Origin of the sequence: Neorhizobium sp. 2083, assembly GCF_031455615.1 — a bacterium.
Lineage (GTDB): Bacteria > Pseudomonadota > Alphaproteobacteria > Rhizobiales > Rhizobiaceae > Neorhizobium.
In genome coordinates, this window is sequence record NZ_JAVDTC010000001.1 from 590637 (window position 1) to 604200 (window position 13564).

Below are 13564 nucleotides of genomic sequence, written 5' to 3' on the forward strand. Positions count from 1 at the left end.
GCTGCTCTCCACCCGTCGCAGTCTTTTACGCCATAAGTACAAGCTTTATGACGGTTTGGAAACGGATCTGGGCAGGATTATGTTGCGCCGCAACAGAAACAGCCTCAAGCAGTTAAGAAACGGGCTGGAGGGTGCTTAAAAAACAAAGCTTTGCGGGGCCGGATCACAGGCGGCCCCGCAAAGCTTTCCGCCCGGGACAGGAAACCCGAACGGGGGGTGGGAAACATCAACTGTTGGCTGCGAAGCGTGTGGACGCTACGCGCGTTCCAATTCTGCATCAAGAAGATAACAATAGCTGGAAAATTACATCCCCCATATGGGTGATTCTACGTAGATGACAGGGAATTTTATATACAGGATACGCGGCTAAAAATTGATATTTGTCAAATAATTGCCTGGAATGCTGCCGGCGGGGCCTTAGCCCCCGGCCGAACCCCCTATGCTCAACTCGCCTCGCGCAGAAGTTCTGCGGTCTGAAGGTCGACGGAAACCAGCTGGGAAACGCCCTGTTCGGCCATCGTCACCCCAAAAAGCCGGTTCATGCGCGCCATGGTGATGGGATTGTGAGTGATGATGATGAAGCGGGTTTCGGTGGAAGCCGCCATCTCGTCCATCAGGTTGCAATAGCGCTCCACATTGTGGTCATCAAGCGGCGCATCCACTTCGTCCAGCACGCAGATCGGCGCCGGATTGGTGAGGAAGACGGCAAAGATCAGCGCCATCGCCGTCAGCGCCTGCTCGCCGCCGGAGAGTAGCGTCATGGTCTGCGGCTTCTTGCCGGGCGGGCGGGCGAGGATTTCGAGGCCGGCTTCGAGCGGGTCGTCCGATTCGATCAGCTGCAGTTCCGCCGTGCCGCCGCCGAAGAGATGGGTGAAAAGCCGCTTGAACTGCTCGTTGACCACGTCGAAGGCGGCCAGCAACCGTTCGCGGCCTTCGCGGTTGAGGCTCTGGATGGCACCGCGCAGCTTGCGGATCGCATCGATCACGTCGGCGCGCTCGCGCATCAGGGTGTCGAGCTTGTTGGAGAGCTCCGTCTGTTCCTCGTCTGCGCGCAGGTTGACGGCACCGAGCCGTTCCCGCTCCATGCGCAGGCGATCGACCTCGCGCTCGATCTCGCGGATATCGGGCATCGGCGCGTCGGGCTTGAGGCCCGCGAGCCGCAGCACTTCATGGGGCGCGACATTGAGGGTCTCGCGGATGCGGACCTCGCTCTCGTGGCGCTTTTCGGCGGCAGAAACCAGACGCTCCTCGGCACGGCCGCGCTTTTCACGCGACTCGGCGAGTTCGGACAGGGCGACGGTGGCGATCCGGTCGGCGTCGCGCTGATAGGTTTCGGCTTCCGCCAGCCGGTCTGCGGCGGCGCGGCGGGCCTCTTCGGCCTTCTGCAACTCGGAAAGCAGCGCGCGGCGTTTGTCGTCGAACTCCTCGGGCGCGGCTTCGAGATCGGCGATCTCCTCGCGGGCCTCTTCCTCGCGCTCGCGCAGGCTCTCGATCTGATGGGCGGCACTGGCGGCGCGGGCGGACCAGGAAGCCCGCTCCTGGGCGATCGCCGCAAGCCGCCGCTTGCGGGCCTCGGTTTCGCGGCTCAGTCCCTCGTAACGGGCACGCGCTTCGGCCAGCAAGCCGCGATCGGTCGCGACCACCGCCTGCTGGTCGCGCAGCCGGTTGTCGAGGTGGGAAATGTCCGGCGCGTCTTCGAGCTCGATGCGGGCATTTTCTTCCTGGACGCCGAGATCCTCGATCTGGGCGGTCACTTGGTTCACCGCTTCGCCGGCGACGTCGCGGCGGCGCATCAGGTCGCCGGCGGCACGTTCGGCGGCGGCCAGCGCATCGCGGGCTTCGGAAAGCTGACGGGCGGCAATTCGGGCGCGGTCGCGGGCATCCGCGAGGCGCCGTTCCGTCGCGGTGATTTCGGACGCGGCGGCGGCGAGCGCCACTTCGGTTTCCGACAGCACGATGCGCGCTTCGTCAATCTCCGCTTCCAGTTCCGACAGCCGGTTCTTCTGGGAAAGCCTGAGCGCAGCGGCACCCGGAGCCTCGGAGCCGGTGACGTGCCCGTCCCAGCGATAGACGGCACCTTCCCTGGTCACCAGCCGCTGGCCGGGCCGCAACAGGCGCATGAGGCGATGCGCATCGCCAGGCGCGATCACGCCGATCTGGGCAAGGCTGCGGGACAGTTCCGGCGGCGCGGTGACATGGGCGATCAGCGGCTGGGCACCCTGCGGCAGGCCGGGGTCGCCGGATCCGTCGCCGTTCACCGACCAGTAGGTGGGGGCCGACGCATCGACCGGGCTTTCGAGATCGTCGCCGAGGGCGGCACCGAGGGCGGCCTCGAAACCGCGGTCGACGCGGATCATGTCGGCAACCGCGACGAAATCTCCCGACGTTGCGCCGGCCGCCAGCATTTTCGAGATGGTGCGCGCCTCGGTCTCCAGCGCATTGAGCGCCGAGCGGGCGGCCTCCACCGGGCCGCGGGCCGTCAGCTCGGCGGAACGCGCGGCGGAAAGCGCCGCCTCCACGTCCTCGACGGCGATCGTCGCATCCTCGACGGCGATTTCCGCCGCCTCGACTGCCTCACGCTTTTCGGCCGGGTCGTCGAGGCCGGACAGCCGCTCGTTGATCGCATCGAGCTCGCCCGTCGCGTCGGCAAGCTGGCGGTCGAGGCGCTGGCGGCGCTCGGTTAGATCGCGGATCAGCCGTTCCAGCTGGTTGCGGCCGGCGGCGGCCTCGGCGCGTTCGGCGGTGATCGCCGAAAACAGCGCTTCGCTCGTCGCCAGCGACGCCGCGGCGGCCTCGAAGGCCTCGCGCATCTCTTCAGCCTCGGAGCCGGAATCGGCGAGCATGTCGTTGAGCTCGGCCTCTTCCTCGGCAAGCTTCTCGAGGAAAGCGGTATTGTCGGCGGCGAGCCGTTCCTCGCGGCGGATATCCTCGCCAAGCTGGGCGAGCCTGCGGGTCAGTTCATCGCGGCGCTTCAGGAGGCGGTTCGCCTCCTCCTCCAGCTGGCCGCGGGCGATCTGCAGGCGCTGCAAGGCGGCACCGGCCTTCGCTTCCTCCTCGCGCAGCTCCGGCAGTTTCAGGCTGGCGACCGCCTGGTTCTTGGCGGCCTCCATCTGCGCTTGCGCCTTTTCGGCGACGACGCTGGTGATCTGATTGAGCGCGCTTTCCGCCTCGCCTTCCGCCTCCTTGGCCTGCACCCAGCGGATATGCAGGAGCATCGCCTCGCGGGCGCGGATATCGGCGGACAGGGTCTTGAAGCGGTTGGCCTGGCGGGCCTGGCGTTTCAGGCTCTCGATCTGGCTTTCGAGCTGGGAGAGCACGTCGTCGAGACGTTCGAGATTGCCTTCGGCGGCGCGCAGCCGCAGTTCCGCCTCGTGGCGGCGGGAATGCAGACCGGAAATGCCGGCCGCTTCTTCGAGAAGCTGGCGGCGGGCCTGGGGTTTTGCCTGGATCAGCTCGCCGATACGTCCCTGCCCGACCATGGAGGGCGAGCGGGCGCCGGTCGAGGCATCGGCGAACAGGAGCTGCACGTCCTTGGCGCGGGCTTCCTTGCCGTTGATGCGGTAGACCGAGCCGGACTCGCGCTCGATGCGGCGCGTCACCTGGATCTCATCGGAATCGTTGAAGGCGGCGGGCGCCGTGCGGTCGGCATTATCGAGATAGAGGCCGACTTCGGCGGTATTGCGGGCCGGGCGGTTGCCGGAGCCCGAGAAGATCACGTCGTCCATGCCGGACGCGCGCATGTTCTTGTAGGAATTTTCCCCCATCACCCAGCGCAGCGCCTCGACAAGGTTGGACTTGCCGCAGCCGTTCGGGCCGACCACACCGGTCAGCCCGCGCTCGATGACGAATTCCGTCGGTTCGACGAAAGACTTGAATCCGAGAACCCGCAGCTTGTTGAACTTCATGCCGCGGCCCTCACCTTCCCGTCAGGGAAGGCGCACTCACGACAGGCTGTCGATGAGCTTCGACATGGATTCAACCGACATATCTCCCGAATACTTCTTGCCGTTGATCAGGAAGGTCGGCGTGGAGTTGACGCCAAATTCATCCGCACCCCTCTTAACCACGGCATTCACTTGATCCAGAAGCTTCTGGTTCGTCAAGCAGGCCTCGAAAGTCTGCTGTGAGTAACCTGCGACTTTGACCGTCTGGAGCAGCGCGTTGCGCACGTTTCCGTCCGCAGGCGACGCCCAGCCGCGCTGCTGCTTGAACAGCATCGAGACCATCGGGAAATACTGGGCGGGCGTTGCAAGCTCGGCGGCGTTCTGCGGGCTGCAGCGGGCAAGCATGAAAGCGGCGGTCGCGACCGGATCGAACGGGAATTCGCGGATGATGAAGCGCACCTTGCCGGTGTCGATATACTTGGTCTTGATCGTGTCGAAAGTCTTGTTGTGGAAGTTGGCGCAATGCGGGCAGGTCATCGACATGTATTCGATGATCGTGACCTTGGCATTTTCGTCACCCAGCGCCATTTCCGGCAGCGGACCCGGCTTCACCGCAGCCGCCATGTCCACGTTGCCCTGCGATTCCGGCATTTCCTGCGCGAAAGCTTCGGAAGCGCCGAGCGGCAGCGCCAGGCAAAGGGCGGTGACAGCCACTCCGCCGAGAAGCGCGCGCCTGGTCATGGTCATTTCGTTCATCTGCATGGAACACCCGTGTGCGAGAGATCTTCAATAAAGGTGACATTCCGTATCGCGGCGCCCCAACGCGAACAAGCTGTCGATATGCAAATCTCTTCAAAGAATTGTGACAAATCGGAGGTCTATCAGGAGGATCGGCGGGTTTATTCCTCAGACCTTGCGCTTCTGCTGCAGGACGGCGGTGCCGAGCCTTGTCACGGCTTTCTTCAGCGCCTCGCTTTCGATGCCTTCCATCATGGTTTCCAGCCGTTTTGCGGCCTCGCCCTTCAATGGCGGCGGCTTGCGGGGGTGCTTGAAGGTCTGGGAGACCGGTTTCTGGACGATGCGGATCTGGCGCACGGCGGGAAAACCAAAAAAGCCGTTGATACGGGCGATCAGCTCTCCCTGGGCGTGGGTCAGGAAAAGCGCGCGCGCACCCTCGCAGGCAATGGTCAGCACGCCGGCCTGGTGGCCGCCGCCGGAACCGGTGCCTTCGTCGCGGCGCGGCCAAGCGATCTTTTCCGGCCGCGTGCAATCGGCAAAATCCTCGCCGGCGATCTCGTCCCACGAGCCGAGCAGCGCCGTCGATATGCCGGCGCGGCGGGCAAGCACCGGATCGATGATGCCGTTCGCCACTTCCGAGATCTGGAACTCGCGTTTCTTGGGATAACTCATGACGCCTGCCATTCAAGCGCCGGCAGGCCTTGATGCCGGCGCACTCTTCCCACAACTATACGCCATCTCTTCCCATAACGGCAAACAATGCTCCAGACGATCCACACCACCCATGCCCAGAAGCTGCTGACCTGGTACGACCGGCACCACAGGGAGCTTCCGTGGCGGGTGAGCCCGGCTGCGGCGAGGGCCGGGAAACGGGCCGATCCCTATCATGTGTGGCTGTCGGAAGTGATGCTGCAGCAGACCACGGTGCAGGCGGTGAAGCCCTATTTCGCCAAGTTCCTGACGCTCTGGCCGAAGGTGACCGACCTTGCCGCAGCACCCGTCGAGGACGTGATGGCCGCCTGGGCGGGCCTCGGTTATTACGCCCGCGCCCGCAACCTGAAGAAATGCGCCGAGGCGGTGGCCGCCGAGCATGGCGGGGTGTTTCCCGATACTGAGGAAGGTCTTCGGGCGCTTCCCGGCATCGGGGACTATACATCCGCGGCCGTCTCGGCGATCGCCTTCAATCGCCAGTCGGCCGTCATGGACGGCAACGTCGAGCGGGTGATTTCTCGGCTTTACGCCATCGACGCGCCGCTTCCGGGCTCGAAACCGGCCATGAAGGCGAAGGTGGCGGAACTGACGCCGGCCAACCGGCCCGGAGATTTCGCGCAGGCGATGATGGATCTGGGCGCGACGATCTGCACCCCGAAACGGCCGACCTGCGCGCTCTGTCCTTTTCGCGATGACTGTCTCGCCTTTGCCGAACACGACCCGGAGCGGTTTCCGATGAAGGCGGCGAAGAAGGAGAAGCCGGTGCGATTGGGCGCTGTGTTCGTTGCCGTGACGCCCGAGGGCGAAGTGCTCTTGAGGCGGCGGGTCGAGAGCGGCCTGCTCGGCGGCATGACCGAAGTGCCGACCACCGCCTGGACCTCGCGCATCGACGGCGGAACCACGACGGAGCATGCCCCCTTCCCGGCAGCCTGGGAAGCGGCAGGCACCGTTGCCCACGTCTTCACCCATTTCGAACTCAGGCTTTCGGTCTTCCGGGCGAAGACGGCAAAGATCGCCATTGCCGACGGATGGTGGGAGCCGGTCGCGAATCTGGAAGCCCAGGCCTTGCCGACGGTGATGAAAAAAGCCATCACCCAGGCTCTTCCGCTGGCCTTTGAAAAAACGCCGAACTGATAGAGCCGCTTTTATTTCCGGGACATATCCATGGCAGCCAAGATCGACCACATCGTCTTCGACATCGGCAAAGTGCTGATCCACTACGATCCGAACCTTCCCTTTGCCCGCATCATTCCCGACGAAGAGGAGCGCAAATGGTTCTTCGAGAACGTCTGCACCCATGAATGGAACCTGGAACAGGACCGCGGGCGCAAGTGGGAAGACGCCGAGGCGTTGCTGATCGAACGGTTCCCGCAGCGCGAGGAGCAGATCCGCGCCTTCCGCAAATACTGGCACGAAATGGTGCCGCACGCCTATGACGGTTCGGTCGCGATCATGGAAGGCCTGATCGACAAGGGCCGCGACGTGACGATGCTGACCAATTTCGCCGCCGACACGTTCGTCGAGGCCAGAAGGATCTTTCCGTTTCTCAACAAGCCGCGCGGCGTCACCGTGTCGGGCGAGATCGGCCTGATCAAGCCCGACGTGGCGATCTACGAAAGGCATGCCCGCGACTTCGGGCTTACGCCCGAGGCCTCGATCTTCATCGACGACAGCTACGCGAATGTCGAAGGTGCCCGCGCCGCCGGCTGGCAGGCCGTGCATTTCAAGGACCCGGAAACGCTGCGGCGGGATCTGATCGCCCACGGGATCGAACCATAACAGCCGGGCATTGGCGGGCCGGGCCTACAGGATCCGGCTCGCGACGCGGACGCGCCCGACGACCTTGAGATCCGCCTGACCATCCTTCAGCACGTGCTGCGGGCGATAACGTTCCAGATTGTCCGGCAGCAGTTCGAGGCTGCCATGCGGGAGCCTCTGCACCCGCCGGACGATCAGTTCCTCGCCGACATCGAACAGGTAGACGCGACCGTCCTCCAGTTTGCGGTCGCTGATATCGACAAACATCGGGGCTCCGTCGACGATCGTCGGCGACATGCTGTCACCCCTTGCGGACACGATGCGCAGGTTTTCCGGATCGACCGAAAGCTTCGCCCACAAGCTCCGAGGCATGGCCGCCCATGTGGTATCCGGCCGGTCGAGCGAAGGCTGTCCGTCCTCCTCGTCGGAATAAGCCGGGATCACAACGCGGTCGGCGTCATTCCAAAGCGGGCTCGGCTCGGAAAACCCGGGCGGCAAAACCTCCCGGGGTGAAAAATAGATGACCCCTTCCTCCACCGACCAGTCGTTGCCGAGATATTCGATCGGCACGTCGGCGAGTTCCGCCAGCATGTTGAGCGTGCTGTGGCGCGGTTCGGTCTTGCCGTGGCGGTAGTTGTCGAGCGTGTTGTCCTTGAGGCCGAGCGCATCGACGACACGCAGGCGGCCGCCGGCCAGCTCGCAGAGGATCAGCATCTTCAGCGCCACGGCACGGCGCGCGGCATCCCTGCCCTCCCAGCTTGGAGAGAACCGCGCCAGCGCACGCTCGATCCGGTGGCGCAACTCGCCATTGACAGGCAGGGACATTTGTCAAAACGCAAAATTGGAAATTTACTCAACCCTGTGCAACCTACGATAACAAGCGCAGGCGACGGCGGGAATAGCTAAATTTCGCAAGGGTTTCGGTTTTGGCCGCCTGCATAGGGAGCGAAAAAAGAAATGGCGCCCGGGATCAGCCTTCCCGGGCGCCAATTATCCTCGTCCGGGACTAGAGGTACGAAACCGGACGAGGCATTCTGTCGATGTGGCGGGGACCGGTGGATCAGTCCAATTTCGCCATATCGTTGCGGATCACGGATCGCAGTTCATCGATGGGCCTGAGAGATTGCCCATCGTCGAAATGCCAGAAAGTCCATCCGTTGCATGCATCAAGGCCCTGCACTTTCGCGCCAAGGCGATGAATGGAACCAGCCTCGCCACCTGCCGCGAGCGTGCCGTCGGCGCGGATGATCGCGCTGTGGCGGCGCTTCGCGTCGGTCAGGACCTGGCCGGGCTTGACGAGACCGCTTTCGACCAGCGTGTTGAAGGCGACGCGAGGTTCGGCCTTCTTGCCGGTCATGACCGTCAGTTCCGCCTTGCCGAGCGGCTCGACGGAGGCGATGCGGGCGGAAGCCGCATCGATATAATCCTGCTCGCGCTCGATGCCGACAAAATTGCGGCCAAGGCGTTTTGCAACCGCGCCGGTCGTGCCTGAGCCGAAGAAGGGATCGAGGATGACATCGCCCGGCTTGGTCGAGGCCATGATCACACGGGCGAGCAGCGCTTCCGGCTTCTGGGTCGGATGCACCTTCTTGCCGTCTTCGCCCTTCAGGCGTTCGCCGCCGGAGCAGATCGGGAACAGCCAGTCGGAGCGCATCTGCACGTCGTCATTGGACGCCTTCAGCGCATCGTAGTTGAACGTATAGCTCTTGGCCTTGGCGTCGCGGCTTGCCCAGATCATCGTCTCGTGGGCGTTCTGGAACCGGCGGCCCTTGAAGTTCGGCATCGGGTTGACCTTGCGCCAGACGATGTCGTTCAGCAGCCAGAAATTCAGGTCCTGCATGATCGCGCCGACACGGAAGATATTGTGATAGGAGCCGATGACCCAGATCGTGCCGTGCGGCTTCAAGACGCGGCGGCAGGCGAGCAGCCAGGCGCGGGTAAACACATCATACATTTCGAAGGAGGCGAACTGGTCCCACTCGTCGTCGACGGCATCGACCAGCGACTGATCGGGACGGTGCAGCGTGCCGCCGAGCTGGAGATTGTAGGGCGGATCGGCGAAGATCGCATCGACGGAATGATCCGGCAGGGCTTCCAGGGCAGCGACGCAATCGCCCTTGATGATGGAGTTTAGCCAAGTGTCCGGACGGACCTGACGCTTCAGGTCGGCCAGCGGAAGAACTGCTGCCATGTGCTACTCGCTACGCTCTACTCGATACCAATTTACTGACTGTTATGGTTACCCATTTTGGTTACCAAAGCCTGAAGCGGTGGAAGAATTCGGGAAAAATTTCGGAACGTGGAAAGATGGGCCGGGTTGCGCTACAATCACGCCATGAAAAGAAGCGAAGCGATCGAAAAGCTGAAGCAGCAGGCCGACGCCATCCGGGCGCTCGGCGCAACGTCGCTTTATCTTTATCTTTTCGGCTCCGTCGCCCGTGATGAAGCTGGACCATCGAGTGATCTTGATCTGTTTATCGATTATGATCCCGACAAGAAGTTCTCCCTGGTTGACCTCACCGGCATCAAGCTCTTCCTCGAAGATGAACTTGCGACAGAAGTGGATGTCACGACCCGCGACAGTCTTCATCCGATGCTGAAAGACAGGATCGAAAGCTCCGCGTTGCAGGTTTTCTGACGGGGAACACTCCCAGCAGCTTAGGAGCCTCTATGACGCTGCTGATAGAGATTGTAGGCGATAAGGGCGCCGACGATGATGCAACCGACGAGGGGCATCGTCACATAAAGGAGATCAAACGTCTGAATTGATGTCGTCATCAGTTCTGATCCTCCGCAAAAGAATAGCGCCCAAGCTATGTAGCATGATTGCCAGAAAAATCCAAAAAGCCGCACCGACAAAGGTGGTGACGGTGACCTGAAAGCTCAAGGCTGCGGCGGTCAGCGGCACAATTGCTCCGGCAGCCCCAACTGCGGTCGCGAGTTGATTGCACCAACCCGCATGATGCTTGTTGACCTCGTTGTTTACAGCAATATCGCGTTTGGACCTGAAGACCATCGAGCACCCTCCTCCACACAATATAAGAGAAGGTCGTTAAAAGCAGCTTTAAGTTGTCCCAAGGCGTGGATCTATATGCTAAGCCGCATGTACCTCGCGGCTGTCCTTCGGCGCCTCGTCCCGCTCGAACATGCCGTAATCCCTGACGACATGGCCGATGCGCAGGCGGTAGTCGGCAAAAACTCCGCCGCGGCCGGCTTTCTGGGCGGCGCGGTGGCTTTCGAGATTGCGCCAGGTCTTGACGGCCTCCTCGTCCCGCCAGAACGACAGGGAGAGGATCTTTCCGCGCAATGTCAGGCTTTCGAAACGCTCGATCGAGATGAAGCCGTCGATGGTTTCCAGCTCCGACCGCAGCTCGCCGGCAAGGTCGAGATATTTGTGGCGCTCGCCCATATAGGGGATGACTTCAAAAATGACGGCGATCATGGCTTTACCAAAGCTCCGTGCGGCATGGATACGTTCTTGAGGAAGATGCGGTCCTCCTTGAGGATGAAGCGTTCGCGCTTGGAAAATGCGTAATTCTCCCGGCCGAGCGGATCGGCCGTCAGCCGGGCGCGATAGGCCTCGTAGGCGGCGAGGCTGTCGATGTTGTAGACGCCGTAGGCGGTTGTCGCCGAGCCCTCGTGCGGGCCGAAATAGCCGATCAGGTCGGCGCCGCAACGCGGGATCGCCTGGCCCCAGTTGCGGGCATATTCAGCAAACTCGTCCTTCTTGAACGGGTCGATCTCGTAGCGGATGAAGCAGGTGATCATGGCTTTCTCTCCTTGTGGTGTGGGGACGTTTTGCCATGTTGCCAGACGGAGATGCTTCGGTTACGGTCGAAGTATGAAAGAAGGTCCCGACATTGCCCGCATCGGAATGCTGTTCGGCGATCCCGCCCGCGCCAACATGCTGACGGCGCTTATGGGCGGCCAGGCGCTGACGGCGACCGAACTGGCGCAGGCAGCCGGGGTGACGCTGCAGACGGCGAGTTCGCATCTCTCCAAGCTCGAGGAAGGCGGCATTCTTGCCCAGCGCAAGCAGGGACGGCACCGCTATTTCACGCTTGCCGATGCGGCCGCCGGCACGCTGCTCGAAAACATCATGGGGTTTGCGGCGAGCCGGGGCCATCTGCGCCACCGGCCGGGACCGAAGGATCCGGCGCTGCGCAAGGCGCGCGTTTGCTACGATCATCTGGCCGGCGATTACGGGGTCAGGATGCTCGACAGTTTCGTCGCCCGTGGCGCGATCGAGAGCGACGGCGAGAACCTGGCGATGACCGAGGACGGCCGCGCGGAACTCGGCACGCTCGGTATCGATGTGGCTTCACTGGCATCCAACCGCAGGCCGCTCTGCAAATCCTGCCTCGACTGGAGCGAACGGCGTTCGCATCTGGCCGGCACGCTCGGCAAGGCGCTGCTTGCCCATTTCCTCGAAAAGGGCTGGGCACGGCGCAGCGGGGAAAGCCGCGCCGTGCTGTTCACGCCCGAAGGCGAGCGGAAGTTTCTGGCTCTTTTTCCGGCCGGCTGATCTTCATGACCAGCGCGTCTGCATAATCCTCTCCCGCGATACGATCGCAAAGGCTGCTCCATTCGCAGCCCGTGCAGGCGCGGCGCGTCACGCCGGCAGAGAAGGCTTGGCGCATTTTCTCGAACAGCGCCGGATCGGAGGCGATCGCCGTACCGATCTCAACCTCCCGGCCAAGCAGGCCGGCAATATCCGCAAGCGCCGCGGCATCACGACCGGCAACCGACACACCAAAACAATGCGCGGCTTCATCCGCCAGAAGCGGGGCGCAGATATCGTCGGGGCCGGAGACGATCTCGATCGTCTCGCCGGCAGAAAGCCGGCCGGCGAGACGACGATAGTTCACGACGAAGGCCGGGCTATAGCCCTCGCCGACAAAGGTCAGCATGCAGAGAAGATGATGCGGCCTAAGCCTCACCGTCATTCTGCGGCAGCGCGGTTGCGGGAGGCGACTGCTGCTAGGACAGCCGCCGCCAGGCCCGATTTCAGCGCAGCACCCAGCACGAACGGAGCAACACCGGCCCAGAACGCCTTTTCAGCGCCGATCAGCGCCGCAAGCCAGGCCCAGCCGAGCGCAAGGCATAGTAGGTTTGCGATCAGATGTGCAGAGAAACTGGCGAGGATGCGCCGCCCGGTCCAGCCGCGTTCGGCAAGCCAGCCGACAACGGCGGCAATCACCGGAAAGGAAAAGAGATAACCGGCGGTCGGCCCCGCGAAGGCGGCAATACCGCCTGCCCCACCCGCCAGCACCGGCGCTCCAAGCGCGGCCTCTCCAAGCCAGGCAAGTACCGTCAAGGCGCCGAGCCGCCAGCCGTAAAGCGCACCGATCATGGTCACGGCGAAGGTCTGCATGGTGATCGGTACCGGAACCATCGGCACGGCGATCCGGGACGCGACCGCCAGCACCAGCGTGCCCGCAAGCACGAACAGGAGCTTGGCGGGAACGGACCGGGCGGCAAGCCGAAAGGGATCGAAAACGAGCGTCTGCTGGGAACTTATCAGGGTCATTGGCCTCTCCTTTTCAAATTATAGATAATTTTGACTCCCATCTATTTTATGAGGCGGATTTTTGTTGAACGCAAGGGCCTCGCATCACACATCCGACGGACGGCGAGCAGGAAAAGCCATGCCGGCGGCCAAAATAGGCCGGAAAGCACGGAATTCTTAGTGATAAAAATTATCTATAATTTTGGAAAATGATCAGCCGACGATTGCGAAAGTTTCGCGTGGCGTACCGTTTTTCGCCGGCTGCGGGCCGCGGCCGATCCATTGCACATGCTTCTGCAGGATGGCGGCGGCCTCGTCCGTCCTGCCCTGCCGGAGGGCGGCGAGGATGGCGCGGTGGTCGTGGTCGGTGCGCTTTTCCCAGCCGGATTGCCAGGCCGAGAACAGGAAGCGGGCGCTTGCGGCATGCAGGTCGTCGATCGAGGCGAGCAGGCGCCTCATGCCGCAGGGCGCCAGGATCAGCCGGTGGAAACGGCGGTTCGCGTCTTCCCAGGCATGCACGTCGGCGGCGGCATCGCCTTCCCGCGTCGCCTCCTCCGCCGCATCGAGGATGGCGGGGGTCAGGTGCCGGGCGGCGTGGCGGAGCGCCAGCACTTCCAGCACGGCGCGCATTTCCGCCACCTCGCGGACTTCGGCGAGATCGAAGGACGCGACGCGCACGCCGCGGCGCGGCTCGCTGATCGCCAGGCCCTGCGCCTCCAGCCGGCGGAAGGCCTCGCGCACCGGCACGTGACTGGTCTGGAATTCCTCGGCGATGTGATCCTGGCGAAGACGGGCACCGGGAGCGAGCTCGCCGCGCACGATGCGATCGGCAAGCACCCGGCTGATTCGACTGGCGATTGTGTCTTCCGGCTCCTTGCTCATCAGCGTTCCTTAGAACGCCACCCCCGGCTTGTCGAGAGCCGCCCGCTACGCTTGTTCCCGCCATGCATGGCGGTTGGTTGAG

15 protein-coding genes are annotated in these 13564 nt (G+C 63.1%); 4 read left to right on the plus strand and 11 right to left on the minus strand.

What is annotated here, in order from left to right; translation table 11 throughout:
* Positions 1–443: 443 nt before the first annotated feature.
* The 3 genes from J2X76_RS03165 to J2X76_RS03175 form a co-directional block, all read right to left on the minus strand.
* Positions 444–3905: a chromosome segregation SMC family protein gene (locus J2X76_RS03165; protein ID WP_310213048.1), complete on the minus strand. Its 3462-nt coding sequence runs from the start codon at positions 3903–3905 to the stop codon at positions 444–446.
* A 36-nt stretch (positions 3906–3941) separates the two neighbouring features.
* A complete protein-coding gene (locus tag J2X76_RS03170; protein ID WP_113283673.1) occupies positions 3942–4646 on the minus strand; it encodes a DsbA family protein in 705 nt (234 codons plus the stop codon).
* A 144-nt stretch (positions 4647–4790) separates the two neighbouring features.
* A complete protein-coding gene (locus J2X76_RS03175; RefSeq protein ID WP_113130614.1) occupies positions 4791–5294 on the minus strand; it encodes a DUF721 domain-containing protein in 504 nt (167 codons plus the stop codon).
* A gap of 87 nt (positions 5295–5381) precedes the next feature.
* Here J2X76_RS03175 and mutY point away from each other — a divergent pair, with 87 nt between their 5' ends.
* Positions 5382–6467, plus strand: coding sequence for an A/G-specific adenine glycosylase (gene mutY, locus J2X76_RS03180; protein WP_310213058.1), 1086 nt, complete (start codon positions 5382–5384; stop codon positions 6465–6467).
* A gap of 30 nt (positions 6468–6497) precedes the next feature.
* A complete protein-coding gene (locus J2X76_RS03185) occupies positions 6498–7112 on the plus strand; it encodes an HAD family phosphatase (protein ID WP_310213061.1) in 615 nt (204 codons plus the stop codon).
* Between the two features lie 24 nt (positions 7113–7136).
* Here J2X76_RS03185 and J2X76_RS03190 read toward each other — a convergent pair whose 3' ends face one another.
* Both J2X76_RS03190 and J2X76_RS03195 read right to left on the minus strand, forming a co-directional pair.
* Positions 7137–7916 (minus strand): S24 family peptidase, encoded by a 780-nt coding sequence (locus J2X76_RS03190; protein WP_310213064.1) that lies wholly within the window; start codon positions 7914–7916, stop codon positions 7137–7139.
* A gap of 235 nt (positions 7917–8151) precedes the next feature.
* Positions 8152–9282, minus strand: a complete 1131-nt coding sequence (locus tag J2X76_RS03195) for a site-specific DNA-methyltransferase (protein ID WP_310213069.1) — start codon at positions 9280–9282, stop codon at positions 8152–8154.
* A gap of 144 nt (positions 9283–9426) precedes the next feature.
* Here J2X76_RS03195 and J2X76_RS03200 point away from each other — a divergent pair, with 144 nt between their 5' ends.
* A complete protein-coding gene (locus J2X76_RS03200; RefSeq protein WP_310213071.1) occupies positions 9427–9729 on the plus strand; it encodes a nucleotidyltransferase family protein in 303 nt (100 codons plus the stop codon).
* 114 nt (positions 9730–9843) lie between these two features.
* On the opposite strand, the gene J2X76_RS03205 is transcribed toward J2X76_RS03200, so the two are convergent.
* From J2X76_RS03205 to J2X76_RS03215, 3 genes are all read right to left on the minus strand, one after another.
* Positions 9844–10107, minus strand: coding sequence for a hypothetical protein (locus J2X76_RS03205; protein ID WP_113130565.1), 264 nt, complete (start codon positions 10105–10107; stop codon positions 9844–9846).
* A gap of 78 nt (positions 10108–10185) precedes the next feature.
* On the minus strand, positions 10186–10533 hold the full coding sequence (locus J2X76_RS03210; RefSeq protein ID WP_310213076.1) for an antibiotic biosynthesis monooxygenase: 348 nt from the start codon (positions 10531–10533) through the stop codon (positions 10186–10188).
* Positions 10530–10859 carry an NIPSNAP family protein gene (locus tag J2X76_RS03215; protein WP_310213079.1) on the minus strand — a complete coding sequence of 110 codons (330 nt, stop codon included), beginning with the start codon at positions 10857–10859 and terminating at the stop codon, positions 10530–10532. The genes J2X76_RS03210 and J2X76_RS03215 overlap by 4 nt, the downstream gene beginning before the upstream one ends.
* Positions 10860–10932: 73 nt before the next feature.
* Here J2X76_RS03215 and J2X76_RS03220 point away from each other — a divergent pair, with 73 nt between their 5' ends.
* Positions 10933–11616 carry a helix-turn-helix transcriptional regulator gene (locus J2X76_RS03220; protein WP_113130562.1) on the plus strand — a complete coding sequence of 228 codons (684 nt, stop codon included), beginning with the start codon at positions 10933–10935 and terminating at the stop codon, positions 11614–11616.
* Here the strand turns inward: J2X76_RS03220 and J2X76_RS03225 are convergent.
* The 3 genes from J2X76_RS03225 to J2X76_RS03235 all read right to left on the minus strand — a co-directional run bounded on the left by J2X76_RS03225 (position 11567) and on the right by J2X76_RS03235 (position 13482).
* The gene (locus tag J2X76_RS03225) at positions 11567–12037 is read right to left on the minus strand and encodes a DUF1284 domain-containing protein (RefSeq protein ID WP_310213084.1); all 471 of its coding nucleotides are present in this window, start codon (positions 12035–12037) and stop codon (positions 11567–11569) included. The two genes, J2X76_RS03220 and J2X76_RS03225, sit on opposite strands and share 50 nt — an antisense overlap.
* On the minus strand, positions 12034–12621 hold the full coding sequence (locus tag J2X76_RS03230; protein ID WP_113283665.1) for a biotin transporter BioY: 588 nt from the start codon (positions 12619–12621) through the stop codon (positions 12034–12036). The genes J2X76_RS03225 and J2X76_RS03230 overlap by 4 nt, the downstream gene beginning before the upstream one ends.
* A 192-nt stretch (positions 12622–12813) precedes the next feature.
* On the minus strand, positions 12814–13482 hold the full coding sequence (locus J2X76_RS03235; protein WP_310213090.1) for a GntR family transcriptional regulator: 669 nt from the start codon (positions 13480–13482) through the stop codon (positions 12814–12816).
* Between the last annotated feature and the right edge of the window lie 82 nt (positions 13483–13564).

Coding starts and splice junctions, on each gene's coding strand:
- J2X76_RS03165 (WP_310213048.1), bottom strand. CDS start 3,905: ATGAAGTTCAACAAGCTGCGGGTTCTCGGATTCAAGTCTTTCGTCGAA.
- J2X76_RS03170 (WP_113283673.1), bottom strand. CDS start 4,646: ATGCAGATGAACGAAATGACCATGACCAGGCGCGCGCTTCTCGGCGGA.
- J2X76_RS03175 (WP_113130614.1), bottom strand. CDS start 5,294: ATGAGTTATCCCAAGAAACGCGAGTTCCAGATCTCGGAAGTGGCGAAC.
- mutY (WP_310213058.1), top strand. CDS start 5,382: ATGCTCCAGACGATCCACACCACCCATGCCCAGAAGCTGCTGACCTGG.
- J2X76_RS03185 (WP_310213061.1), top strand. CDS start 6,498: ATGGCAGCCAAGATCGACCACATCGTCTTCGACATCGGCAAAGTGCTG.
- J2X76_RS03190 (WP_310213064.1), bottom strand. CDS start 7,916: ATGTCCCTGCCTGTCAATGGCGAGTTGCGCCACCGGATCGAGCGTGCG.
- J2X76_RS03195 (WP_310213069.1), bottom strand. CDS start 9,282: ATGGCAGCAGTTCTTCCGCTGGCCGACCTGAAGCGTCAGGTCCGTCCG.
- J2X76_RS03200 (WP_310213071.1), top strand. CDS start 9,427: ATGAAAAGAAGCGAAGCGATCGAAAAGCTGAAGCAGCAGGCCGACGCC.
- J2X76_RS03205 (WP_113130565.1), bottom strand. CDS start 10,107: ATGGTCTTCAGGTCCAAACGCGATATTGCTGTAAACAACGAGGTCAAC.
- J2X76_RS03210 (WP_310213076.1), bottom strand. CDS start 10,533: ATGATCGCCGTCATTTTTGAAGTCATCCCCTATATGGGCGAGCGCCAC.
- J2X76_RS03215 (WP_310213079.1), bottom strand. CDS start 10,859: ATGATCACCTGCTTCATCCGCTACGAGATCGACCCGTTCAAGAAGGAC.
- J2X76_RS03220 (WP_113130562.1), top strand. CDS start 10,933: ATGAAAGAAGGTCCCGACATTGCCCGCATCGGAATGCTGTTCGGCGAT.
- J2X76_RS03225 (WP_310213084.1), bottom strand. CDS start 12,037: ATGACGGTGAGGCTTAGGCCGCATCATCTTCTCTGCATGCTGACCTTT.
- J2X76_RS03230 (WP_113283665.1), bottom strand. CDS start 12,621: ATGACCCTGATAAGTTCCCAGCAGACGCTCGTTTTCGATCCCTTTCGG.
- J2X76_RS03235 (WP_310213090.1), bottom strand. CDS start 13,482: ATGAGCAAGGAGCCGGAAGACACAATCGCCAGTCGAATCAGCCGGGTG.